Here is a 22,863-nt window from a genome sequence, read left to right on the forward strand (position 1 = left end):
GGTCTCCACCCTTTCGGTTAGGCGCGCATCTTGACTGTCAGGCCGCCATCGACGATCAATGACTGACCGGTGATGTAGACGGAGTCATCCGAGGTGAGGAAGCCGATCACGCTGGCAACCTCCTCCGGCCGGCCGACCCGACCCCACGGGATATCCTTGCCGGCCCGCTTGAGGCCCTCAGGTCCGAGGGAGTTGACGGGATCGAGTGACTGCGGCGTCTCGATGAGTCCCGGGATCACCGCGTTGGCACGGATCTGCCGTGGGCCCAACTCAACCGCCACGCTCCGGACCAGCCCCAGCACCCCGGCCTTGGCAGCCGCGTAGTGGGCATGTTCTTCCCAGCCATAGACACCGCCGGCGATGGATGACACCGCCACCATCGCGCCGCCGTCGTTCATCCGGGAGGCACCGGACCGCAGCGTCCGCAGCACACCGGTGAGATCGACGTCTAGCATGTCGGTCCACTTCTCATCCGTCAGTGAATCCAGGGCCGCGTTGCGAAGAATTCCTGCATTGGCTATGGCGTAGTCCAGGCGGCCGAAGGACGACAGCGCTTCCTCGGCGAAAGCCTCCACCGAGTCGGTGCTGCGAACGTCGACTTCCTTGATCACGGCCCGTCCGCCGGCGTCTTCGACCAGCTTCAGGGTCTCCTCCGGATCGTGCGGGTCACCGGGGAACGTCCCGATGACCACCTGCACATTCTGCGTTGCATAGTGTGCGCTGAGGGCACGGCCGATGCCGCTCGCGGCGCCGGTAATGATTGCGGCTTTCGAATCAGGCACTGGGATCCTCAAGGAGTTCGCGGGGGATGGGCTTGGCTGCAATCATGAGCAACCCGGAAAGGAGAGTGCCCAGCGCGCCGACCCACAGGGCGGCGGCTGTGGTCCCGGCGGCCGCCGTCACCAGGGTGAAGAGCGCACCGCCGAGAATGATGCCAGGCTGGCTCATGGCACCGATGAAGGCCAGGCCGGTGGCACGGCAGCTCACCGGGTAGCACTCGGCCATGAAGTACTGGATGGCGGCGTAGGGACCAACGAGGAAGAACAGCCCGGTTCCGTAGCTCAGGATGATGAGGGTCGGAGTCGATGCGAGGGGGCTCAGCATCACGGCGAAGGAGATACCGGAAATGATCCAGCCGATGATGATCGTCTTCTTGCGTCCGATGACGTCACCGAACCAGCCGTGGAAGACGTAACCGAAGTAGGCCAGCGCATTGATGACAATGAGCATCCAGAATGCGTCGGCGAGTTCGACGCCGCGGGAGTTCACCAGAACGGAGGAACCAAGGATGCTGAACACCATGATGCCGAAGAAGTTGATGATCCAGGCAAGCGAGAAGACGATGGTGTTCCGGCGGAGGGCAGGCTCCCAGATGCGCTTGAGCGGAGCCGATGAAGAGTGCTGAACGCCGAAGGATCCGGCCAGTGCGTGTGCTTCATCGGTTTTGCCGTGCTTTTCGAGGGCAGTCAGTTTTTCGTGAAGCTCGAACTGCGGGGTTTCCTTGAGCTTCTTGGCGATCAGCCAGACAGTGATGGCGGCGGGTACTGCGGCCATGATGTAGAGCGCGCGCCATCCAAGGGAGGGCAGGAAGGCAAAGGCAAGAGCGCTGGCGAGCAGGAAGCCGAGGGGCCAACCGCCCTGGATGAATGAATAGTAGAAGCCGGGGCGCTTGCGCTTCTTGGTGTCCTCAGTGACCTGGTACACCTCATTCATGTAAGTGGCGTTGACTGCCTGCTCGGAGAACCCAAGCCCGCCGAAGGAGCGGACAATCACGAGCATGGCGTTGCTGAGGAAGCCCAGAGTGGCGGGGATGGCGGCGGTCACAGCGGACACGATCGCCGTTCCGCCGACCGTGACCATCATGCCCTTGCGCCGGCCGAGCCGGTCGATGACAGGTCCGACGCCGAAACAGACGATGGCTGTGCCGACCGCTATCCAGGTGTTGACCGCGTAGGCCTCAGTTTCTGTCCAGCCGAACTCCTCCTGCATGGCGGGAAGGAGGGTCCCGAACAGGCCGTAGTCGAAAACGGCAATGGTCCACGCCAGCAGCGCAAGCCAGGTGGCGATGGTGGTGTTTTTCTTGGTGAAGACGGGCAGTCGACGCCGCTCGCCATCCCTCGGCGTCGTGAGGTCGATCCGATCTGTGGAGATGCTCATTGTGCGCTTGCCTTTCGGGGATTGCGGGATAGGAAGGAATCGGCAATCTGGTTGAAGTTCATCCAGGTCACGTCGTCGTGGCCGTTGATGTGCTCGATGAGGCGTTCGAGCATGAGGAGGACCTGGGGGCGGCCGGAGACATCCGGGTGGATGGTCATGGTGAAGGTGGCCTGGTCCATTTCGCGGTAGACCCAGTCGAACTGGTCCCGCCACATCTGCTCGATGTCCCGGGGGCTGACGAAGCCGTGGGAGTTCGGGGCCGCCTTGATGAACATCATGGGCGGGAGGTCATCGAGGTACCAGTTGGCCGGGATTTCAACCAGATCCGTTTCCTCGCCGCGAACCAGCGGCTTCATCCAGGTCTCGGCGGGCTTGGTGTAGTCGATCTTGGTCCAGCTGTCGCCAACGCGGACGTAGTACGGTTCGAAATCGCGGTGCATGAGCGAGTGGTCGTACTTGATGCCCCGCTCGAGCAGGATCTCGTTGGTGACGTTCGAGAATTCCCACCAGGGCGCAACATAACCGGTGGGTCGCTGGCCGGAGACCTTCTCGATGAGTTCGATGGAGCGGTCAAGAATCGCCGTTTCCTGCTCGCGGGTCATGGCGATCGGGTTCTCGTGGGAGTACCCGTGCACCCCGATTTCCTGTCCCGCATCGACGATCATCCGGGTGAGGTCCGGGAAGGTCTCGATTGAATGACCCGGGACAAACCAGGTTGAGGGGAGGCTGTATTTCTCGAAGAGCCGGAGCAGTCGCGGACCGCCGACTTCTCCACTGAAGAGGCCCCGGGAGATATCGCAGGGAGAGTCTTCTCCTCCGTAGGAACCGAGCATGCCGGCCACGGCATCGACGTCGACCCCGAACGCTACCTGTATTTCTTTACTCATGAATTCACCTCTCATGGACGGTATTGCTTGACTTTCAGTTGGTCTGGCGCGGGTTGCCCCGCTCAGCGAACACTTCGGCGATCTGGGCTGGGGGCGTGTGCAGGCGAAGGAGCAGTTGGAGCAGTGCCAGCGCCTGTGCCGGTTTGAGGATGCCCGCCGGGATAGCCCCGGCCGCTTCCAGGTCCTTGCCGCCGCCTCCGCCGTAGAAGGGCAGGACGGGCCCCGCTTGAACCCGGGTACTGGTGATCACGGGAACTCCTGCCGCAACGGCCTGTTTCACCACTGCGACGAAGCGGCGGTTCGAGTTGCCGTTCCCAGTTGCCTGAAGCACGATTCCCCTGGATCCGCCGTCCAGCGCGGCGCGGAGGAGAGATCCGTCGGCGCCGGGATGGCAGGCGACGACGTCCACCCGGGTTTCCGGCCGCGAGTCGGGCTCGGTCCAGGGGAAAGGAACCAGCCGGCCTTCCGACGGTGCAAGCTCCACCGTGCCGTCGGCTGACACCCGTCCGATGGGGCCGTCGTCGGGATCTCCGAACGCCTGAAGATCCGAAGTATGGATCTTTCGGACGCCTGCGGCGCGGAAGATGTCTCCGTTGAAGACAATCAGTGCGCCCTGCCTGCGGGCGTCGCTGGACGCTGCGACGGCGACAGCCTGCCGGAGATTCTCCGGTCCGTCGGGATCGGGGTGGTCGGCCGGCCGTTGCGCACCGGTGAACACAACAGGCCGCTCGTCGTCGTGCAGCAGGTCCGCCAGGTAAGCCGATTCCTCCATGGTGTCTGTCCCGTGGGTCACCACCACCCCGACGGCGTTTTCATCCGCGAGGGCTTCCCTGATGGCCGCGCAAATGCCGAACATATCGGAGAACGTCAGTGCGTAGGACCCGACGCGCATGACGTCGACAACCCGAACGGGCAGTTCGGTCTTCAGGCCGGCGCTGGCCAGCAAATCGTCGCCGCCGTCGGACGCCAGCGTGGCACCGGAGTCGGGGGTGTTGCGGGAGACGATCGTCCCGCCGGTCGCAAGGAGGACCACGTGGGGGGTGGTGACATTCGTGTCCACGGGCGCTCCTCGGTTAGAAGGTTGCCCAATCGTTTGGGTTGATGATGCGGAGAATGTTGGCCAAACGATTGGGTAGGTGTGAGAAAGACCTTATGATGTGACGTGTACCACGTCAAGGAAAAGTGGATTATTTTCCTGTTTCCGTGATTGGGTACTCCCAGTCGATAGGGAGCGGTGAGATGGATCAGGACAGACGGAGCCAGTCGGCGGTCACCCTGCGGGATCTGGCGGACGAGCTTGGTTTGCACTTGTCCACGGTGTCGCGGGTGCTTCATTCCTCCGATGAGGTAGCCCGTCGAGCCGCATCCGCGGGTACGGCAGAGAAGATCCGTGATCTGGCGCGTCAGCGGGGTTACTCTCCGGATCCTCAGGCAGCCAGCCTGCGGACCAGGAAAACCCGCGCAATCGGTGTCATCGTGCCTCGGCTCTCGGACCTTGTCCTCGCCACGATGTACGAGGGCGTCGAGGAAACTGCAGCCGCCAACAACTACTCGACCTTCGTCACCAACTCCCACGACAATCAGGATGAACAGCGGCGAAAGGCTGAGATCCTGCTGGCTAGGCGCGTGGACGGGCTGATCCTCGGCGACGTGCACGCGGACAGTCAACTGGTGCATGATCTCTCCACACGCGGCGTGCCTTTCGTGCTGATGAACCGCAGGCATCCCGGATACCCTTCGTCCACCTGCGACGACTTCCGCGGCGGCGTCCTCGTCGCAGATCACCTGTGGGAGCAGGGCCATCGCAGGGTCGCCGTCATCGCCGGTGAGCCCTACGCCAGCACCGCGATCGACCGGACCGGTGGCTTCCGGTCGCGGTGGGAGGAGCTGGGCGGAACACTGCCCGAAAACGCCGTCGTCTGGTCCCGCTTCGACACCGAGGGTGGCCAGGCTGCCGCGGAAAAGATCACCAGCGATTCAGGGCCAATCCCGACGGCAATTTTCGCCGTCAATGACTTCGCCGCGATCGGCGCTATGGGAGCGCTGCGGGCGGCGGGGCTGGTTGTCGGCCGGGATATCGCCGTCGTTGGTTTCAACGACACTTCGCTGGCAGCCCGGCTGCCCATCCCGCTCTCATCAGTCCGCTCGCCCATGATGGACATCGGACGAAAGGCTGTCGACATGCTGCTTCGCGTGCTGCATCACGAATCGCCTGAGTCCGCCGCCCTGCGCCCCGAACTGGTGGTCCGCGAGAGCAGCGCCCAGGTGGTCAGCGCCGCAGGAACAACACCGACGACGACGGCGGTGCCCGCACGCCTGTAGGCCGGCTGCTCACTGTGCCCACTCCCAGATCTTCGCCCGGCGGGCGTTCATCTCACGGCGCGCAGCCAGTGCCTCATCCATCGTGACCGACTGGAAGGCCGTCGTCGTGCCCGGTGCGCTTCTGGCCAGCAGGTCCATGTCCGCGCTGATCACGGTGGCCACCATCGCATAGCCGCCCCCGGAGACCGCGTCCCTGTGCAGGATGATTGGCTCCTTGCCGCCAGGGACCTGGATGGATCCCACGGCATAGCCGGCGTCGACGATGTTGGACGGATCTGACCCTGCGCCGAAAGGTTGCTGGCGGGGTATCCACGTGAGTTCCGGACCGGCGTAGCGCAGTCCCATCCGGTCCGCGACCGGGGTGAGGGTCCATTCCGCAGTGAGGAGCGTGGACAGGCCCTCCTCCGTCAGCCGGTGGTCGTACAGACCGGGAAGTACCCGCACTGTGACGTTCCGTTCGAAGCTGGGCCGCTGTTCCTCCTCGATCCGAGCGGACGAGGCTATGTCATCCAGCGGAGTGTGCTGTGCACCGACCGGGACAGTATCCCCGGCCTGCAGCGCCCTGCCCTTCAATCCGCCCATGGCTCCGAGCGTGTACGTTGAGCGGCTGCCAAGCACGGAGGGGACGTCTATTCCGCCCTGAACCGCGATGTAGTATCTGGTTCCGCCGGCCAGCATCCCGAAGGAAAGAACATCACCAGCGCTGAGCTGCAGCCTTGTCCACTGTTCCTGGACGGCGTCGTTGACGCGAACCTCCACCGGTGCGCCGGTTACAGCGACGACGGCGTCCCCCTCAGTCACCAGCTTCGGTCCGATGTAGGTGCACTCAAGCACTGCTTCCGTCCCGGTGTTGCCCACCAGCGAGTTCGCCATCTCGGCGGACAGCTGGTCCATGGCGCCGCCCTGCGGGATTCCAACATGGTAATACCCGGGTCGTCCCCTGTCCTGCACGGTCGTTGCCAGGCCCGGTTCGAGGATGTTAAACGCCATTGAGCTGCTCCATGATGTCCTTGTTGTACTGTGCCGGATTGTCCAGCGCACGCTCCAGATCGAACGTCACCGGCGCCTGGCGGTAGCGGAAGGTGCCCGCTTCCACCTGCGACTGAATCTCCCGATACTCCGTTTCATCGATCGGGCGGAACTTCACGATGTCTCCCGGGCGGAAGAAGATCATGAAATCGCTGAAGTCTTCGAGCCGCTGGGCCGGATCAAATATCGGTGCGGCTGCGATGCCGAACATCTGGTAGCCGCCGGCTCCGCGGACAGAGTAGATGCACGCGAAGCACCCTCCGTGTCCCACGGTGAGTGCCGGAGTATCGGTGCGGGGACTGAGATATTTGGGGACCTCCAGTTGCTGGTCCTGCGGGACGATCTGGAACATGAACGGAAGGCCTGCGACAAACCCGACCATGGACACGAGCCACGCGGACTCGTGGTGCCGGCGGATGAATTCGGCCGCAGACTCCAAGTTGTTTTCCTCGGCGGCGAATTCGAGGTCAGTCCCCTCGGGTCGTTGATGACCTTTGCGGAACCTGGCGCCCGTTTCATTGGTGTAGGGGTCGTCGTACCAGACGGGGACCTCAATGACGCGCGTTTCCAGGACCCGCGAGGAGGCATGGACAACCTTGTCCTCCAGCTTCCGGACGGCTGCCTCCAGATCGGAGGGGAGGATGATGTCGGGGTCGAACCGGATGAGGAGCGATGCGTTGGCGGGACAGATGTCGGTGATACCGGCGATGTCCTCCTCTCCCAATGAGGCAGCCATGGCAGTGGCCTTGAAGTTCGCTGCCAGGCTCATCCCCTCGGCGATCTCTACGAAAAGGAACTCATCGCCTCCCCACGTGTAGCGGGCTGTCGGCGGGACGGATGGGGCACTTGTCATGTGAGCGCTCCTGACAACTCGGGCGTGGACTCGATGAACTTCGAATGGTGCTGGGCGGAAATGACCTCGTCGCGTGCCAGCAGGGCCTTCAGTAACGGCAACGTCGTTTTCACTCCCTCTATGTGCACTTCGTGCAGCGCATTGGTTGAGCGGGCGATTACTTCGTCACGGCTGCTGTCCCACACAATGAGCTTGGCCAGCAGGGAGTCATAGAACGGCGCGACGACGGAGCCGGACACCACCCCGGAATCGACGCGAATGCCCGGCCCTCCGGGCCAGTCAAGGCGCTGGAGCGTCCCAGGGCTCGGCATGAACCCGTTGTCGGGATCCTCCGCGTTGATGCGGAATTCGAAGGCGTGGCCGTTGAACCGGATGTCTTCCTGCTGCAGGCGGAGGGACTTGTCCCGGGCCACGAGAATCTGTTCACGGACCAGATCCAGGCCGGTGATCATTTCTGTGACCGGGTGCTCAACCTGCAGACGGGTGTTCATTTCGATGAATGCTGCCTGCTCGGCATCCGGGTCGTAGAGAAACTCGATAGTGCCCAGGCCCTCGTAACCACACTCCAGGGCCAGCTCAATGGATGACTGGTGGATCGTCGTGCGCACATGGTCGGGCAGCCCGGGGGCAGGGGCCTCCTCGACGATTTTCTGTTGCCGTCGCTGCAGTGAACAGTCGCGGTCGCCGATGTGGATGACGCGCTGTCCATCGCCGAGCACCTGCACTTCCACGTGCCGTGCGCGAGCAACGAACTGTTCGAGATACACCGCCGGATCCCCGAACGCTGCCTGTGCCTCTGCGCGGGCGATGCTGATGGTCGATTCCAGGTCCTGCTCTTCCGTGACCAGCCGGATTCCGCGTCCGCCGCCGCCTGACGAGGCTTTGACCACCAGTGGGTAGCCGACCTCCGCGGCTATGGCGAGCACGTCCGGGCCTTCCGTCACAGGGCCGTCGCTGCCGCGAAGCGTGGGCACTCCTGCCTGCTTCGCCGCCTGCCGGGCCCTGGCTTTGTTGCCCATGAGCTCAATCGCTGAGGCAGGAGGCCCGATCCAGGTCAGACCGCTTTCCGTCACAGATCGGGCGAAGGAAGCATTTTCGGACAGGAAGCCGTAGCCGGGGTGCACTGCGTCGCACCTGCTTTCCGTAGCGGCGCGCAGCACTGCGGCGGTATCGAGGTAGCTCTTGCTGGCGGGTGCAGGGCCGACGATGCGCACTTCGTCGGCGAGCTTGGCCGCGTACGACTCCGCGTCGGCCTCACTGGCTGCCAGGACGCTCTGGATGCCGAGACTTCGTGCGGAACGGATGATCCGAACCGCAATCTCACCGCGGTTCGCTACCAGTATCTTTTGCATCATTCGGAGGCGACCGTGGCGATCACAGCGCCGGGGTTCACGGTCCCGGCGTCCTCGACGAGGAACTTTTCCAGGGTTCCCGAGACATCGCTGCGGATTTCGGAGAACTGTTTCATGATTTCGACGACGCCGATGGTCTGACCAGCTTCGATGCGCTGGCCTTCCTCGGCATAGGGCTCCTTGTCGGGGCCGGGCTTGCGATAGAAGATTCCCGGCAGGGGAGAGACGATGTCAGGCATGGTTGTCCTTTCTGGACAGGGCTGGGTTGCTGCGGTCGGTTTGGTCAGTTGGTGCTGCCGGTGCCGGAGAGAGCCTCGCGGACGGCTTCGGCTACGGCTACCGAGTTCGGAGCGTCGGAGTGGACACAGATGCTCTGGAACTCGATGTTCAGGAGCGTGCCGTCGGAGGCCGCTACCTTTCCGTCCGCCAATACGCGCCGCACCCGTTCGGCTGCCGCTGCGGGATCGGTGGGTTCGGGCCGTCGCTGGATGAGCAGTTCGCCGTGCGGGCCATAGTTCAGGTCCACATACAGCTCACCGACAAACTGCACCCCGGCGCCCTCGCAGACTTTCTGGTGCTCGGTGCCGGCCAGGCCGTAGAACGGAACCTCATAGAGCGCGGCGACCTTCGCGGCTGCTTCCATCAGCGACGCGTCACGAGCCAACATGCCGTACAGCGAGCCGTGGGGTTTGATGTGGTTCAGTTCCAGGCCGGCACTGCGGAGGAACGCGCTGAGCGCTCCAACCTGATACAGCAGAAGGTTCTCCACTTCCGCCGGCGTCAGCTTCATTTCCCTGCGGCCGAAGCCGACGATGTCAGGCAGGCCGGGGTGCGCACCGACCCGGACACCGTGTTCCTGAGCCGATGCCACGGTTGCTGCCATCGCATCCGGGTCGCCCGAGTGGAAGCCGCAGGCAAGGTTGGCGACGTCGACGATTTCCATCAGGTTCTCGTCATTCCCGAAGGTATGGAGGCCCAAAGACTCGCCCATATCGGAGTTGATCGTCAGTGAAGCCGGCGTGGTCCCGCTCACAGTTTCAGTCATGCGGTTCAGCCTAGGGTTGCGGGCCCGCGCAATATAGTAGGCAACTAGCCCTTACATCCGTCGTAAAATGTGCAGATGCCTATCCGGCCAGTTTTATGATCATCGCCGACCTCCTTGCTGCCGACTCCTTGCAGTTGCGTTTGCACACGCCGTCGAGCGCGCAGCGGCTGGCGCAGGAGATCAGCTGGTGCGCCCCCACAGAGATCATGGATCCCACTCCGTTCCTCAGTCCTAACGTGCTGCTGTTGACGAACGGCATCGGCCTCAATGTGGAGGATGACCGTACGTGGGCGGCCTACGTGGAACGGCTGGTGAAGGCGGGGGTGTCCGCTATCGCCTTCGGTACCGGGACGGCGCACAGACTGGTGCCGCCAGGGCTGGTGCGGGCGGCCTCGCGGCAGGAACTGCCGTTGCTGGAGATACCGCGGGTCGTGCCGTTCCTGCAGGTGCACCGCCATGTCACCAATGTGCTCCAGATCGAATACTTCGCATCCACCACTCGTTCGTGGGAATTGGCGGAGATGTGTGCGGGGCTGGCGTCGTCAGGGGCAAGCCTCGGTGAGATTCTCAGTGCGTTGGCGGAGGAGACCGGGGCGGAGTTGGCAATCTTCGATGTCAGCGGGGCCGTAATTGCCAGTTGTCCCGAGAATGCCGCCTGGACACATTCCGACCTTGAAGGGGTGGCGGCCGGCCGACGTGAAGGAGTGGTTCCACTGCCGATGGGCGGTGGGGACTCGTTCCATTTGGTGGCCCGCGGCAGTTCCGCGGAGCATCCGGTCGCAACTTTGCTGGGTCCGGCGGCTTCCATTATCGCAGTGCAGTTGCAGGCGGCCCTGAGCGCGGCGTCGCACAAGGAGCAGGAGCTTGAGCGGCTGCTCGACATGGTTCCTGACTGGAACGGGGTGGCGCTGGAGGAGTTCAGCCGAGGCTTCAGCGCTACCGGCTTGGATCCGGCGGCCGACACCTACGTGATTACGGCGGCCGCGGGCCATGCCAATCTGTCTCACGCGTGGCGGCTGCGACTCATCCTTCAGGAGTTGTTCGGTGAGATGCGACTGGTAGTGAGATCAGGCGTTCTGTATGCCTTCGCTCAGGGTCCGGTGTGGGGTGTTGAAGCTACGGCCGACGTCGTGCTTTCTTTGTTTCGCCGCCTGCAGGAGGAGATGCCGCGCCAACCGCTGGCGCTGAAGGGTCCGTGCAGCAGCGTGGACGAATTCCGGCTGGGCGTGTACCAGGCGGGTGAGCTGGTGCACACCGTAAAGCAGCCTACGCTCGCTCCGGAGCTCACGATCGGCGCGCTTGTCGCTTCCAGCGTCACGCGGGGCGCCCGGACAAGTGCCCAGAAGCTGCTCAGTCCCGTAATTGCCTATGACCAGGAGCATGCCGGCCACCTTATGCACACGCTCCGGGCGTACCTGGCGCATGACTGTCAGCCATCACGCGCCTGTGCCAGCCTGTTCATTCACCGCAATACGCTCGGCCAGCGGCTCGCGAAGCTTGAGCGGCTGCTGAACCTTCCCCTGAACACGTTGGAGGGCCAGGCCACCTGCTTGATGGCCCTCCGGATCCTTGAAGCGTAGGTGGGCGCTTACCTGACCCTTACTGCCAGAACACCGCGATGATGACGTTGAGCAGCGTTAGACCACCGACCGCCCCGAGAATCCCGGACGCCACAGCGTCCTTCTTCCGGTTGGTGAAGGCCAGTACGACGACGGCGATCATCACCAGGAGCTTGACGCCGATTTTGATGTTGTCGACTTCCGCGAGGTCACCGGCTTCAATGACACCAACCAGTCCGAGTCCTGTGATCAGTTGCAGCCAGCTGCCGTGCATGATGCCCGGGGTAACGACGGCGCGGCCGGTGCGCATGCTACGGATTTGTGCGATGACGCCTCCGAGGATGGCGGCGAGACCGACGAAGTGGAGGACGAGAAGCAGGTTACGCAGAAATTCCATGGAACCAGCCTAAACGGACGGAAGCTCACGGTTATGCGCTCGTGTCGGCGCGCATTTGCGAGGGCGCCGACTGCGTGCTCCGAACTCCTGTGAGCAGAAGTACGGCCGCTCCGACTGCGCAGCAGAGCATCACGACGGCGGTGGGCACCGGAGAGGAGAGCCCGAATGCACCGGTCACCGGCGCGATAACCGCGGCACCGGTCATGTTTGCTGCACCGAGTAGGGACGCAGCGGTACCTGCACGGAGGCCATGGTGCTCAAGTGCCGTCGCCTGTAGCGCCGGATTCAAGAGCCCGAACGACGTCGTGAATCCCATAATCGGTGCCATCAGGCCCCAGACGCCGAACTGTGGGGTGAGGCTGACGCTCAACAGCGTCACGGTCGCGGCGACAACAAGGGCAACGGCGCCGATGTGAAGCACCAGCACAGGAGACGTGCGCCGGGCAATAAGACCACCTACCTGCGCGCCGGTCACCATGAGCGCACCCTGCCCGCCGAAAAACAGGGCGTAACCGGTGGGGGTCAGGCCGTAGACCTCCTGAAGCAGGAAGGCACTCCCCGCCATGAAGGACATCATGGCGGAGAAGAGCAGCCCGCCGGCCAGCGCAACGGAGCGGAATCGCCCATCCGCGAGGAGGGTGCGGTAGTTGTCAATTACCCGGACGCCCTTTCGCTGCAGCCGGCGCTCCAGGGGATTGGTTTCGTTGCGCAGCAGGATTACACCCGCCACGCACAGCAGCACCAGACCGTATCCCAGCAGAACCCAGAAGAGTCCGCGCCATCCGACGATCTGGAGCAGCTGGGCGCCGAGTGCGGGCGATGCGACGACGAACACTCCCGACGCGATTGCCAGGCGTGCGAGGATGACGAGCAACTTCTTGCCGGAGTAAAGGTCACGAACGATGGCAAGGGCGATGACGGCGCATGCCGCTGAGCCCATGCCCTGGAACGCGCGGCTTGCTATGAGCCATCCCATCGACGGTGCCAAGGCGCACGACGTGGTCGCGACGCAGTAAACGACGATCATCACAGTCAGGGGCCGGGCGCGTCCGACGGCGTCGGACACCGGGCCTGATGTCAGCTGGCCGACGCCCATGCCGATGAAGGCGGCGGTCAGGGTCAGCTGTACCGCCGACTCAGGGGCATCGAACTCCCGCCGTATTGCCGGAAAGGCGGGAAGATACAGGTCCATGGTCAGAGGCCAGATCGCCTGCAGCATTGCGAGGGCGGCCACGAGGAGTAGGACGCGGGGGCGCGAGCCTGCCGGTGAGCTATTGGACTCCGCGATCGCCCGTGAGGGCTGCGACTGTTTCACGGAGTACCTTCCGTCGGGAGAGCGCTTTCCCGGCTATCCTACGCCCTAGTGCTGTGTTTGGTAGGGGCGGGCGCGGGGCATTCGGCACTCAGCGCAGCGGAGCCGGGCCGAGGTCGTCGATCAGCTTCTGCATCAGGACGTAGGCCTTGTTGCGGTAGGAGATGAGTTCCGGTGTTCGCTCTGCAGGGACGTCGAGGAATCCCGCACCGGTCTTGGTACCCAGCTTCCCGGCATCCACCAGGTCCGTAAGGATTTTCGGAGTGGCAAACCGCTCCGGGTAGTCCGTCTGCAGGGATTTGTAACAGAAGTTGTAGACGTCCAGTCCGGCCATATCGGCGATGGCGAACGGCCCGAAGATCGGGAGCCGGAAACCGAAGGTTGTGCGCACCAGTGTGTCAATGTCGTCAGGTGTTGCCACGCCTTCCTCCACAAGTTGGGCAGCTTCGTGGAACAGGGCATACTGCAGGCGGTTCAGTACAAACCCGGTGACGTCCTTGACGACGGCGGTTTCCTTGCCTGTAGCGTGCACGATCTCCCGGGCGGCGGTGACCACCGCTTCATCTGTGCCCGCGTGCGGAATGATTTCGACGCCGGGAATGAATGGGGAGGGGTTGGAGAAGTGCACGCCGAGGAAGCGCTCCGGGTGCTTGACCGCCTTGGCCATCTCCCCGATGGAGATGGTGGAGGTGTTCGAGCCGATGATGGCGTCCGGACGGGCGGCAGCACTGATGCGTGTGAGGATGTCGTGTTTGATTTCGATGACTTCGGGTACGGCTTCTTCAATGAAATCCGCGCCGGCTACAGCCTCCTCGACGGAGGCAGAGGCAGCTAGGTTCTTCTCAATTGTCTCGGCTGCGCCTTCGGGGAAGAGGCCAGCTGCCACAAACTCCCGCGCCTCAGCGATCACGCGGTGTAGATTCTTTTCAGCGATCTCGGCCGACACATCAGAGAGCGCTACTGTGGCCCCGGAGAGCGCCAAAACCTGGGCGATTCCGCCGCCCATGTAACCTGATCCGACTATTGCAACTTTTCGAGTCATTCGCTTAGTTCTCTTTCGGTTCGTAGGAGCAGATGGCCTCGACCTTGGCGGCGGAGGAGCTGTTTTCATCGAAACGGTGGGTCAACCATTCATTGACCAGCTTCTTGGCGAGTTCCAGGCCGATGACCCGCTGGCCGAAGGTGAGGACCTGTGCGTTGTTGCTCAGGACTGAACGTTCCACCGAGTAGCTGTCGTGCGCTGTGACCGCACGGATCCCCGGCACTTTGTTCGCGGCGATCGCGACTCCGAGGCCGGTCCCGCAGATCAGGAGCGCCCGGTCCGCCTCGCCTGCCGCCACTTTGCGGGCGGCGTCGACGGCGATGTGCGGGTATGCAGTGGAGTCGTCGCTGCCGACGCCGACGTCGAGCACGGATTCCACGCGATCGTCCGTCTCCAGGAGGACCTTCAGAGCGGTTTTGAATTCGACTCCTGCTTCGTCATTTCCGATGACGATGCGAAACTTCTCACTCATGGGTGGGCTCCAGTTCAGTAGTCAGGTCCTGGGTAGTACGTGCCAACGCTTCGGCGATCAGGGCAAAGGACACGGCGCCCGGATCCGCATGGCCGATGCTCTTCTCGGCGAGCGGCCGTGCGCGGCCCTTCCGCGGACGGAGGGAAGCGGTCTCTTCGGCAGCGGTGGTAGCGGCTCCGGCAGCAGCGATGAGGGTTTCCGTGACGGTTGCACCGTTGTGGACGCGCTCTGTGAAGGTTTCCACGTAGGGAATCAGCGCGTCCACCATGGTCTTGTCTCCGGCTTCCGCCTTACCGAGGTTGCGGATCGCGGTGCTGAAGGCGGAGGCGGCGGCCAAGGCGTCGTCGGGCCCGTAGGTTTCCCGGTTCCCCAACGAATGCGCGAGCGCGATGAGGCCGGAACCCCACAGTGCACCCGAGGTTCCACCGGCCTTTTCCGACCAGGCTTCACCCGCCGCGGTGAGGACGTGATCCACGCCCGCGGAAGCGGTGGCCGCCCGCCCCGCAGCATCGGCGGCAGCATCGATTCCCCGGCGCATACCGATGCCGTGGTCGCCGTCGCCGGCCGCAGCGTCCAGTTTGCCGAGTTCCTCCTCGTGTTCCATGACCACCGCGCGCGCTGCCTCAAGCAGTGCGACCGCGCCCGCGCTCAGCGCAGCGGCCGCCGGTGTTGCCTCCTCGACAGGTGCTTCCGCCTCAGCCGCAAGTTGCTGTACGTCGCGGTGGGCCCGGGCGGCAACATTGCCCTTGCGGAACGCTGGAGTATCGGCAGGAGCGGACCAATAGGTCTCAAGTTCCTCGTCGAGCCACAGCAGCGTCAGGGAGACGCCAGCCATGTCCAGGCTGGTGACCAGCTCACCGCACTCAGGTTCGATGACCTCGAGTCCAGCCTGGACCAGCAGCTTCTCAATTCGGCCGTAGAGAAGGAACAGTTCGTCGTACTTCACCGTCCCCAGCCCATTGACGATCACAGCAACGCGACTGCCGGCGTCGTCGGGCTTGTCCTGGAGGAGTTTGGAGACCAGCAGGTCGGCCAGCTCCGACGCAGAGGGCATGGGGTGATCGGCGATTCCAGGCTCCCCGTGGATGCCCAGTCCGAGAGACATGTGTCCCGGTTCCACGGAGAACAGCGGCTGGTCGGCACCGGGCAGGGTGCAGCCGTCAAAGGCGACGCCGAGGGTACGCGTGCGGTAGTTGGCCTTCCGGGCAAGCCGCTCCACGTCGTCGATGGTGAGGCCGGCTTCGGCTGCGGCGCCTGCCACCTTGAAGACTGTGAGGTCCCCGGCAATACCGCGGCGGTTCTCCAGTTGGTCGATGGGTGCGCTCGCGATGTCATCGGTAACGAGCACCGTCCTGGTTTCTATCCCTTCGGCGTTTAGCCGGAGCTCCGCCTGCCCGAAGTGCAGCACATCGCCGGCATAGTTGCCGTAGCTGAGCAGGACACCGCCGCCGTTGCTGGCCGTTTTCGCAACGCGGTAGACCTGACCGGCGGCGGGGGAAGCGAACATGTTGCCGCAGGCTGATCCGGCGGCGAGCCCCTGTCCCACCAGGCCGGCGAAGGCGGGGTAGTGGCCGGAACCGCCGCCGATAACAAGGGCAACCTGACCCTCGTCCATCTCGGTGGACCGGACCACACCGCCGTCGACGCGGGTCACGTACCGGCGGTTCGCGGCAGCGAAACCGTCGAGGGCATCATTGGCAAAGGACGCGGGATCGTCAAAAATGCGTGTCATCGTTTCCTCATTGAATCCGTGAAGGCGGGTAAATCCCGCGGTTGATTCGCCGGCTGCGTCAGTGTGCGGTCTGGCGCGCCTTCTGACGGCCTTGCGCGACGAGGGGCGTGCCGAGGACATAGTCCTCGGTCCTGGGAAGGATCTTCTTCCGCAGGTATTCCTGGTTGCTGGCCGAGATGCTCAGGCCGTCTCCGCCGTAGTGCTCCGTGCAGATAATGCCCTGGAAGCCGGAGGCGAGCGCCGTGCGGACTGCTTCCCGGTAGTTGATAACGCCTGTTTCCATCAAAGTCGGCACGGTAACGAACTGCCCGAGCGCCAGGTCCTCATCCCGGCTGTAGTTCTTCACATGCCAGTAGTTTGCGTAGGGCATGGTCTTGGCGACGAGCTCCTGGATGGGCTCAATGGGACGATGGAGGCGTACCAGATTGCCGAGGTCGGGGTTGAGCCCGACGTTGGGCAGGTCAATCTCCTGGACAAGCCGGACCGCCGAGTCGCCGGTGCCGAGGTAGGTGTCCTCGTACATCTCGAGGGACATCAGGAGCCCCAGGTCCGCAGCGTGGTTGCCGAGTTCCCGGAGCCTCTTGACAGCCTTGTGCCACAGCTCGGGATCATCTTCGGGATCCTTATGACCATCGACTGTCCAGAACCACAGCTGTTTCTTCTGCTCAGGGGTGAGTGCCTGGTGCAGCCCGAAGGAAACAACTTCGCAGTCGAGCTGTGCGCCGGCTTCCAGCGTGCGATGGCTGTAGGCGAGGTTGTCTTCCCAATTCTGCTCGTCGATGACGCTGCGGCGGATTGCCGAAATGGCGGGCGCTCCGACGCCGACATTGTCAGCTGCAAGCTTGAGCTCGTTGAGGCGCTCGCTGGAAAGATCACCGGGGCGGATCCAGCTGTCGAGGAGGTCAACGTTGCTGAAGCCGGCATCCCGCACCTCCCGGAAGACGTTCTCCCACACGGCCGGCTCAGCGTCCTGCATAGTGACACCGTCCGTTCCGTGGTGGGGGAACTGCAGCAGTGCGGCGGTAATGGGCCAGGTATCTGCGGTATAAACCATGAAGCACTCCCTCGTGAATCGTATTTCCTATAATTTTTTTCGAGATAAAAGGGCGCGCTGGCTCACGTGTAGTGCGCCGCGTGCCTACTGTGGGGGCGCCGTCGATTCCCTGACGAGCAGCCGGGTGGCCAACTCGATGCGGGATGAGTCCGGTTCCTGGCCGTCGATCTGGCGCAGCAGCGCCCGGGCGGCGGAACGGCCGATTTCCCTCAGTGGCTGCTCCACCGTTGTCAGCTGGGGCATCGCCTGTTCGGCGAAGGACGTGCCGTCGAATCCAACGATGCTCAGCTGGGCCGGCAACTCCAGGCCGCGGCGCCGTGCCTCTTCCCACACTCCGCTCGCAATAGTGTCGTTCGCCGCGAATATCGCGGTGGGCGGCTCCGGCAGTTCAAGCAGGCGGCTCAAGCCCTCCATGCCGAAGGACCGGGTGAATTCCCCGGGAATGACGTATTCGGGGCGCACCTCGAGTCCGCGTCCCAGCAGGGCCGCCATGTACCCGTGCTGACGATCCTGACTGCATTCGGCGCGAGGCGGTCCGCCAAGGTGGGCAACCCGTTGATGTCCGAGATCCAGCAGGTGCTCTGTGGCAGCCTTGCCGCCGGCCCAGTTGGTTGCACCCACGCTGACGACGTCGGCACCGGGAGGGTTAAGCGGATCCACCAGGACTACGGGGATGCCGCGTTCCTGGAAGGTGAGCAGGTCACTGCCACCCCACTTCGAGGTGACGAGCAGCAGGCCCTGCCGGCCGGCGTCGAGCATTCGCTGTACCCTTTGGGCCGCGCTGACGGCCTCCAGCGACATGGCGGAGAGCACCACTTCCGCACCGTTCTCGCTGGTGCATTCAAGGATTCCATCCATCACCTCGGCGTAGTAGGCGGTGGTAACGCTTTCCACGACCACGTCGATCATGACCGAATCGGTGCGTCGCCGCGGCGTTGCAGAGCGGTAATTGAGAGTGCGCATCACCTCAAGCACACGGTCGCGAGTGGCGGCAGCGACGTCATCCCTGCCATTGAGAACTTTCGAAACTGTGGGGATGGAGACACCGGCAACCTCGGCTACCGAGGCCAGAGTGGCCTTTGACCTGACCGTGCTGGAAGCTGCCATCCCGTCTCTCTTTCTCCGTGGGTCCAGATGCTACCGGATTATTTCGTCGAGACCATTGACCTCTCCGGTGTGATGCAGATAACTTTACACCAACCGAAACATCTTTCGAAACATTTCGAAAGAGCGGGACATAGAAGGTTCTTATCGACCGGTGCCAGCGTGGGCCCGGATCCGAGGAAGGAATTACCGAATGAAGCACCGCAAACTGTCAGGCATCGTCGCCGTCGCCTCCGCCCTGACACTGTCGCTGACCATGTCCGCCTGCGGAAGCAGCGGCCCCCAGGACACCACCGCCAGCACGGGTTCGCCCACATTCTGGGCGCTGACCGGTGCCAACGAGTCGATCATTGAGCCCTCCATCGAGTCGTGGAACGAGGAACATAACGACGCTGCAATCAAGCTGGATTTCTTCGCCAATGACGCCTACAAGACCAAGGTCCGCACTGCGATCGGCGCCGGAGAAGGCCCTACTCTCATCCACGGTTGGGGCGGCGGCGTTCTGAAGTCCTACGTTGACGAGGGCCATGTGATGGACCTGACGCAATTCCTCGAGGAGAACCCCGAGGTGAAGGAACGCTACATTCCCGCGGTTTTGGAGAACGGCGTGATCGATGACACCACCTACGCCCTTCCCTACACCGGCATGCAGCCTGTGGTGCTGTATTACAACAAGGAAGTCTTCGAGCAGATCGGGGCGGAGCCGCCCCAGACCTGGGATGAGCTGATGGACCTCGTGCCGAAGTTCAACGAGGCCGGCATCGCACCCTTCTCCCTTGGCGGCCAGTCCAAGTGGCCCAACCTGATGTGGTTCTCCTACCTGGTGGACCGGGTCGGCGGACCGGAGGTCTTCCAGGCAATCCTGGACGGCGAAGAGGAAGCCTGGTCTGATCCCGCGGTTATCGAGGCCCTCAGCATGATTCAGGAGCTGGTCGACGCCGGTGGCTTCGTCAACGGCTTCTCTTCCGTAGCGGCCGACGGCGGTGCTGACGCCGCTCTGATGTACACCGGCAAGGCAGCCATGCTGCTTCAGGGTGGCTGGGTCTACCAGACGATGAAGAACGATGCCCCGGAGTTCGTCTCCTCCGGAAACCTGGGCTACAGCACCTTTCCGGCTGTAGAGGGCGGTAAGGGCGATCCGGAAAATATTGTCGGCAACCCGAGCAACTTCCTGTCGATCTCCGAGACCGCTACGGAGGAGCAGAAGGCAGCCGCCCTGGAGTACCTCAAGGACGGCGTCTACAACGAGGAGTACACGCAGAACCTCGTCGAGTCCGGCGCCATCCCGCCGACGGTCGGCGCGGAGGACCTGCTTGCAGAGTCCGAAGACAAGGACTTCCTCACGCAGCTCTACGGCATGGCGACGGGCGCACCGAACTTCCAGCTCTCCTGGGACCAGGCGCTCAGCCCTGAGCAGGGCAGCGCGATGCTCGCCAACCTGGACCGTATCTTCCTCGGTGAAATTACTCCCGAGCAGTTCGCGGAGACGATGAACGGGACCTTGGAGCAGTAAATGGCTCTGCAGACCGAAACCCGGTCCGCGTCACCAGCGCGGGGAGGCCGCAGCGCGGCCTCCCTGGGCTGGTTCGCCGTCCCGGCCCTCGTGTTCTTTTTGATCTTCGCCATAATCCCCCTGATCGGTGTGGTTTTCCTCAGCTTCACCAGCTGGAATGGTCTCGGCGACATCACCCTCACCGGTCTCGACAGCTGGGTCACGGCCCTGACCAGCCCGGTCACCATGAACGCCATCTGGGTAACGGTGAAGATCATGTTCTTCTCCCTGATTGTGCAGATTCCGATCAGCCTGCTGCTTGGAGTCTTCACTGCCGGCACCCAGCGCTACCGTGCACTGCTTGCCGTGATCTACTTCGTTCCGCTGCTGCTCTCCTCGGCGGCCGTAGCGATCGCCTACAAGGCGCTGCTGGACCCGAATTTCGGGATGGGCCCGGGCCTGGGTCTTCCGATTCTCGCCCAGGACTGGCTGGGCAATCCGGACCTGGTGCTCTTCGTCGTCGTCTTCGTGATCGCCTGGCAGTTCGTGCCGTTCCACACCCTTATCTACCAGGGCGGTGTGCGGCAGATCCCGGCCAGCTTCTACGAGGCGGCACAGATTGACGGCGCCGGCCGGATCCAGCAGTTCTTCCACATCACCCTGCCGCAACTGAAGTACACCATGATCACATCCTCCACGCTGATGGTGGTCGGGTCGCTGGCCTACTTCGACCTCATCTTCGTGTTGACGGCCGGCGGTCCGGGTTACGCAACCCGCCTGCTGCCCCTGCACATGTACCTCACCGGTTTCCAGGCCAATGACATGGGTGCGGCCAGCGCGCTGGGAGTCATCCTCGTCGTCGTCGGGCTAGGCCTTGCGATTCTCGTTCAGAGCTTCGGCGGCCGGAACCGCTCTGCAAGCCAGTTGGAAGGTGCCTGATGGCAGTCACAACGGAAACACCGCAGGCAACAACCAAACGCCACGGCTCAGCAGGCCAGCAACGACGACGCTGGCGCTCCGGCCACCGCCCCAACATCCTCGGCGGTCTGGGCGGCTGGATCTGGCTCGCGGTCATCATCCTGCCGATCTACTACGTGGTGATCACCAGCCTGAAGAACCAGGCCGGCTTCTTTGGCAGCAACCCGCTTGCTCCGCCGATGGATCCGACGCTCGCCAACTACGCGTTCGTCCTGGAGCAGGGCTTCACCCAGTACTTCGTGAATTCGACGATTGTCACTGTGGGCACTGTGCTGCCGGCGCTCGTTATCTCCTTCATGGCCGCTTACGCGATCGTGCGGGGGCAGGGCCGGTTCATCACCTGGACCAACACGCTCTTCCTGATGGGGCTGGCGATTCCGCTGCACGCGACGATCATTCCGATCTACTACATGATCACCCGTGCCCGGCTCTATGACACCCTGCTGGCCTTGATCCTGCCCTCGATCGCGTTCGCCATCCCGATTTCGGTCCTGATTCTCTCGAACTTTCTGCGTAACGTGCCCAAGGAACTGTTCGAGTCCATGAGGCTCGATGGCTGCTCCGAGTTCAGCATGATGTGGCGTCTCGCCCTTCCGCTGACCCGCCCGGCCGTGGTGACCGTCGGAATCTACAACGCCCTACACGTCTGGAACGGCTTCCTGTTCCCGCTGATCCTGACCCAGAGTCCGGACAAGCGCGTGCTGCCGCTGTCACTCTGGGCGTTCCAGGGCGAGTACACGATCAACATCCCGGCGGTGCTTGCCGCCGTCATGCTGGCAACCCTGCCGCTGCTGGTGCTCTACGCGGTGGCGCGGAAACAGTTGGTCAGCGGGCTCACAGCGGGCTTCAGCAAGTGAATGATCGAGCAAACGAAGGACTTTCATGACTTCCAATACCCCTCCACTCCGGGTGGGCATGGTGGGCTACGCGTTCATGGGCGCCGCCCACTCACACGCCTGGCGCACGGCTCCGCGGTTCTTTGACCTGCCGCTGCAGCCCGAACTTTCCGTCCTTGTGGGTCGCAACGCCGACGCCGCCGCCAGCGCTGCCTCACGCATGGGCTGGAACGAGACCGCCACCGACTGGAGGGAAGTGATCCAGCGCGACGACGTCGACCTCATCGACATCTGCACTCCCGGGGACACCCACGCCGAGATCGCGATCGCCGCGCTCGAGGCCGGGAAGCACGTCCTGTGTGAGAAGCCGTTGGCCAATTCGGTGGAAGAGGCTGAACGCATGGTCGCCGTCGCCGATGCGGCAGCCCAGCGTGGTGTCCTGGCCATGTGCGGCTACAGCTACCGCCGCACGCCGGCGCTGACCCTGGCACGGGAACTGGTGCAGGAGGGGCGCATCGGTACCATCCGCCATGTCCGCGCGCAGTACCTGCAGGACTGGCTCTCAGACGAGCTCACCCCGCTGACGTGGCGGATGGATAAGGAGAAGGCCGGATCAGGCTCCCTGGGTGACATCGGGGCGCACATCATCGACGCGGCCCAGTGGGTAACCGGTAAGCAGATCAGCGGCGTCTCGGCACTGATGGAGACATTCGTGACCGAGCGCCCTGTCGGCGGGAACCTGGTTGGTCTGGGCGGCCGCGGCGACGAGTCGGGGGAGCGCGGACCGGTAACGGTCGACGACGCCGCCGCCTTCACCGCGCGGTTCGACGGCGGCGGCATCGGCGTCTTCGAAGCAACACGGTTCGCGCTGGGCCGCAAGAACGCCATCCGGCTCGAGATCAACGGATCCGAGGGCTCGATCGCGTTCGACTTCGAGGACATGAACGTCCTGGAGTACTACGACGGCGCCAATGACAGCCGCACCTCCGGGTTCCGGCGCATCCAGGTCGGCGAACCGGATCACCCGTACACGGGCAACTGGTGGCCGGTGGGCCACGGCCTCGGCTATGAGCACGGGTTTACGCACCAGGTGGTGGACCTCATCAACTCTCTGGCCGACGGAAAGCAGCCGTCGCCGTCGTTCCCTGAGGCACTGCAGGTCCAACGGGTGCTGGCCGCGGTGGAGCAGAGCGCCACCAATGAATCGCGCTGGCAGCGGATCGAGTCATGACAGAAAGGG

At 63.5% G+C, this 22,863-nt stretch carries 22 protein-coding genes; 6 read left to right on the forward strand and 16 right to left on the reverse strand.

What is annotated here, in order from left to right:
• Positions 1-17: 17 nt before the first annotated feature.
• The 4 genes from AC4D1W_RS01135 to AC4D1W_RS01150 are packed head-to-tail and all read right to left on the reverse strand — an operon-like array spanning position 18 to position 4,104.
• Positions 18-782: an SDR family NAD(P)-dependent oxidoreductase gene (locus tag AC4D1W_RS01135; RefSeq protein ID WP_490892266.1), complete on the reverse strand. Its 765-nt coding sequence runs from the start codon at positions 780-782 to the stop codon at positions 18-20.
• Positions 775-2,157, reverse strand: coding sequence for an MFS transporter (locus AC4D1W_RS01140; protein WP_490892267.1), 1,383 nt, complete (start codon positions 2,155-2,157; stop codon positions 775-777). Before AC4D1W_RS01140 ends, AC4D1W_RS01135 begins: the two co-directional genes overlap by 8 nt.
• Positions 2,154-3,044 (reverse strand): polysaccharide deacetylase family protein, encoded by an 891-nt coding sequence (locus tag AC4D1W_RS01145; RefSeq protein WP_490892268.1) that lies wholly within the window; start codon positions 3,042-3,044, stop codon positions 2,154-2,156. Before AC4D1W_RS01145 ends, AC4D1W_RS01140 begins: the two co-directional genes overlap by 4 nt.
• Before the next feature lie 34 nt (positions 3,045-3,078).
• Complete coding sequence (locus AC4D1W_RS01150) at positions 3,079-4,104, reverse strand: asparaginase (protein ID WP_490897490.1); 1,026 nt, start codon at positions 4,102-4,104, stop codon at positions 3,079-3,081.
• A gap of 179 nt (positions 4,105-4,283) precedes the next feature.
• Here AC4D1W_RS01150 and AC4D1W_RS01155 point away from each other — a divergent pair, with 179 nt between their 5' ends.
• The gene (locus AC4D1W_RS01155; RefSeq protein ID WP_490897491.1) at positions 4,284-5,366 is read left to right on the forward strand and encodes a LacI family DNA-binding transcriptional regulator; all 1,083 of its coding nucleotides are present in this window, start codon (positions 4,284-4,286) and stop codon (positions 5,364-5,366) included.
• Between the two features lie 9 nt (positions 5,367-5,375).
• On the opposite strand, the gene AC4D1W_RS01160 is transcribed toward AC4D1W_RS01155, so the two are convergent.
• The 5 genes from AC4D1W_RS01160 to pxpA are packed head-to-tail and all read right to left on the reverse strand — an operon-like array spanning position 5,376 to position 9,645.
• A complete protein-coding gene (locus AC4D1W_RS01160; protein ID WP_490897492.1) occupies positions 5,376-6,356 on the reverse strand; it encodes a 5-oxoprolinase subunit C family protein in 981 nt (326 codons plus the stop codon).
• Complete coding sequence (locus tag AC4D1W_RS01165; protein ID WP_490897493.1) at positions 6,346-7,248, reverse strand: 5-oxoprolinase subunit B family protein; 903 nt, start codon at positions 7,246-7,248, stop codon at positions 6,346-6,348. The genes AC4D1W_RS01160 and AC4D1W_RS01165 overlap by 11 nt, the downstream gene beginning before the upstream one ends.
• Positions 7,245-8,603: an acetyl-CoA carboxylase biotin carboxylase subunit gene (locus AC4D1W_RS01170; RefSeq protein ID WP_490897494.1), complete on the reverse strand. Its 1,359-nt coding sequence runs from the start codon at positions 8,601-8,603 to the stop codon at positions 7,245-7,247. The genes AC4D1W_RS01165 and AC4D1W_RS01170 overlap by 4 nt, the downstream gene beginning before the upstream one ends.
• On the reverse strand, positions 8,600-8,839 hold the full coding sequence (locus tag AC4D1W_RS01175) for an acetyl-CoA carboxylase (protein ID WP_490897495.1): 240 nt from the start codon (positions 8,837-8,839) through the stop codon (positions 8,600-8,602). Before AC4D1W_RS01175 ends, AC4D1W_RS01170 begins: the two co-directional genes overlap by 4 nt.
• Positions 8,840-8,883: 44 nt before the next feature.
• On the reverse strand, positions 8,884-9,645 hold the full coding sequence (gene pxpA, locus AC4D1W_RS01180) for a 5-oxoprolinase subunit PxpA (RefSeq protein ID WP_490897496.1): 762 nt from the start codon (positions 9,643-9,645) through the stop codon (positions 8,884-8,886).
• 95 nt (positions 9,646-9,740) lie between these two features.
• On the opposite strand from pxpA, the gene AC4D1W_RS01185 reads away from it, so the two are divergent.
• Positions 9,741-11,225 carry a PucR family transcriptional regulator gene (locus tag AC4D1W_RS01185; protein ID WP_490897497.1) on the forward strand — a complete coding sequence of 495 codons (1,485 nt, stop codon included), beginning with the start codon at positions 9,741-9,743 and terminating at the stop codon, positions 11,223-11,225.
• A gap of 19 nt (positions 11,226-11,244) precedes the next feature.
• Here the strand turns inward: AC4D1W_RS01185 and AC4D1W_RS01190 are convergent, their stop codons facing one another.
• The 7 genes from AC4D1W_RS01190 to AC4D1W_RS01220 form a co-directional block, all read right to left on the reverse strand.
• The gene (locus AC4D1W_RS01190) at positions 11,245-11,601 is read right to left on the reverse strand and encodes a hypothetical protein (protein ID WP_490897498.1); all 357 of its coding nucleotides are present in this window, start codon (positions 11,599-11,601) and stop codon (positions 11,245-11,247) included.
• A gap of 31 nt (positions 11,602-11,632) precedes the next feature.
• The gene (locus AC4D1W_RS01195; RefSeq protein ID WP_490892278.1) at positions 11,633-12,916 is read right to left on the reverse strand and encodes a multidrug effflux MFS transporter; all 1,284 of its coding nucleotides are present in this window, start codon (positions 12,914-12,916) and stop codon (positions 11,633-11,635) included.
• 88 nt (positions 12,917-13,004) lie between these two features.
• Positions 13,005-13,955, reverse strand: coding sequence for a 3-hydroxyacyl-CoA dehydrogenase family protein (locus AC4D1W_RS01200; RefSeq protein ID WP_490897499.1), 951 nt, complete (start codon positions 13,953-13,955; stop codon positions 13,005-13,007).
• A 4-nt stretch (positions 13,956-13,959) separates the two neighbouring features.
• Positions 13,960-14,427, reverse strand: coding sequence for a ribose-5-phosphate isomerase (locus AC4D1W_RS01205; protein WP_490892280.1), 468 nt, complete (start codon positions 14,425-14,427; stop codon positions 13,960-13,962).
• Complete coding sequence (dhaL, locus tag AC4D1W_RS01210; protein WP_490897500.1) at positions 14,420-16,159, reverse strand: dihydroxyacetone kinase subunit DhaL; 1,740 nt, start codon at positions 16,157-16,159, stop codon at positions 14,420-14,422. Before dhaL ends, AC4D1W_RS01205 begins: the two co-directional genes overlap by 8 nt.
• 58 nt (positions 16,160-16,217) lie before the next feature.
• The gene (locus AC4D1W_RS01215; RefSeq protein ID WP_490897501.1) at positions 16,218-17,213 is read right to left on the reverse strand and encodes a sugar phosphate isomerase/epimerase family protein; all 996 of its coding nucleotides are present in this window, start codon (positions 17,211-17,213) and stop codon (positions 16,218-16,220) included.
• A gap of 84 nt (positions 17,214-17,297) precedes the next feature.
• On the reverse strand, positions 17,298-18,320 hold the full coding sequence (locus AC4D1W_RS01220) for a LacI family DNA-binding transcriptional regulator (RefSeq protein ID WP_490897502.1): 1,023 nt from the start codon (positions 18,318-18,320) through the stop codon (positions 17,298-17,300).
• A gap of 190 nt (positions 18,321-18,510) precedes the next feature.
• On the opposite strand from AC4D1W_RS01220, the gene AC4D1W_RS01225 reads away from it, so the two are divergent.
• Genes AC4D1W_RS01225 through AC4D1W_RS01240 form a run of 4 tightly spaced genes read left to right on the forward strand, consistent with a single transcriptional unit; the run spans position 18,511 to position 22,854 of the window.
• Positions 18,511-19,830, forward strand: a complete 1,320-nt coding sequence (locus tag AC4D1W_RS01225) for an ABC transporter substrate-binding protein (protein ID WP_490897503.1) — start codon at positions 18,511-18,513, stop codon at positions 19,828-19,830.
• Positions 19,831-20,748 (forward strand): carbohydrate ABC transporter permease, encoded by a 918-nt coding sequence (locus tag AC4D1W_RS01230; RefSeq protein WP_490892285.1) that lies wholly within the window; start codon positions 19,831-19,833, stop codon positions 20,746-20,748.
• On the forward strand, positions 20,748-21,644 hold the full coding sequence (locus tag AC4D1W_RS01235) for a carbohydrate ABC transporter permease (protein ID WP_490892286.1): 897 nt from the start codon (positions 20,748-20,750) through the stop codon (positions 21,642-21,644). The genes AC4D1W_RS01230 and AC4D1W_RS01235 overlap by 1 nt, the downstream gene beginning before the upstream one ends.
• A gap of 25 nt (positions 21,645-21,669) precedes the next feature.
• Positions 21,670-22,854: a Gfo/Idh/MocA family protein gene (locus tag AC4D1W_RS01240; protein WP_490897504.1), complete on the forward strand. Its 1,185-nt coding sequence runs from the start codon at positions 21,670-21,672 to the stop codon at positions 22,852-22,854.
• Positions 22,855-22,863 lie beyond the last annotated feature (9 nt).

The sequence above is a fragment of the Arthrobacter sp. TJ-170 genome (genome assembly GCF_058269305.1).

Coding starts and splice junctions, on each gene's coding strand:
- AC4D1W_RS01140 (WP_490892267.1), bottom strand. CDS start 2,157: ATGAGCATCTCCACAGATCGGATCGACCTCACGACGCCGAGGGATGGC.
- AC4D1W_RS01145 (WP_490892268.1), bottom strand. CDS start 3,044: ATGAGTAAAGAAATACAGGTAGCGTTCGGGGTCGACGTCGATGCCGTG.
- AC4D1W_RS01155 (WP_490897491.1), top strand. CDS start 4,284: ATGGATCAGGACAGACGGAGCCAGTCGGCGGTCACCCTGCGGGATCTG.
- AC4D1W_RS01160 (WP_490897492.1), bottom strand. CDS start 6,356: ATGGCGTTTAACATCCTCGAACCGGGCCTGGCAACGACCGTGCAGGAC.
- AC4D1W_RS01165 (WP_490897493.1), bottom strand. CDS start 7,248: ATGACAAGTGCCCCATCCGTCCCGCCGACAGCCCGCTACACGTGGGGA.
- AC4D1W_RS01170 (WP_490897494.1), bottom strand. CDS start 8,603: ATGATGCAAAAGATACTGGTAGCGAACCGCGGTGAGATTGCGGTTCGG.
- AC4D1W_RS01175 (WP_490897495.1), bottom strand. CDS start 8,839: ATGCCTGACATCGTCTCTCCCCTGCCGGGAATCTTCTATCGCAAGCCC.
- pxpA (WP_490897496.1), bottom strand. CDS start 9,645: ATGACTGAAACTGTGAGCGGGACCACGCCGGCTTCACTGACGATCAAC.
- AC4D1W_RS01185 (WP_490897497.1), top strand. CDS start 9,741: ATGATCATCGCCGACCTCCTTGCTGCCGACTCCTTGCAGTTGCGTTTG.
- AC4D1W_RS01190 (WP_490897498.1), bottom strand. CDS start 11,601: ATGGAATTTCTGCGTAACCTGCTTCTCGTCCTCCACTTCGTCGGTCTC.
- AC4D1W_RS01200 (WP_490897499.1), bottom strand. CDS start 13,955: ATGACTCGAAAAGTTGCAATAGTCGGATCAGGTTACATGGGCGGCGGA.
- AC4D1W_RS01205 (WP_490892280.1), bottom strand. CDS start 14,427: ATGAGTGAGAAGTTTCGCATCGTCATCGGAAATGACGAAGCAGGAGTC.
- dhaL (WP_490897500.1), bottom strand. CDS start 16,159: ATGACACGCATTTTTGACGATCCCGCGTCCTTTGCCAATGATGCCCTC.
- AC4D1W_RS01215 (WP_490897501.1), bottom strand. CDS start 17,213: ATGGTTTATACCGCAGATACCTGGCCCATTACCGCCGCACTGCTGCAG.
- AC4D1W_RS01220 (WP_490897502.1), bottom strand. CDS start 18,320: ATGGCAGCTTCCAGCACGGTCAGGTCAAAGGCCACTCTGGCCTCGGTA.
- AC4D1W_RS01225 (WP_490897503.1), top strand. CDS start 18,511: ATGAAGCACCGCAAACTGTCAGGCATCGTCGCCGTCGCCTCCGCCCTG.
- AC4D1W_RS01230 (WP_490892285.1), top strand. CDS start 19,831: ATGGCTCTGCAGACCGAAACCCGGTCCGCGTCACCAGCGCGGGGAGGC.
- AC4D1W_RS01235 (WP_490892286.1), top strand. CDS start 20,748: ATGGCAGTCACAACGGAAACACCGCAGGCAACAACCAAACGCCACGGC.
- AC4D1W_RS01240 (WP_490897504.1), top strand. CDS start 21,670: ATGACTTCCAATACCCCTCCACTCCGGGTGGGCATGGTGGGCTACGCG.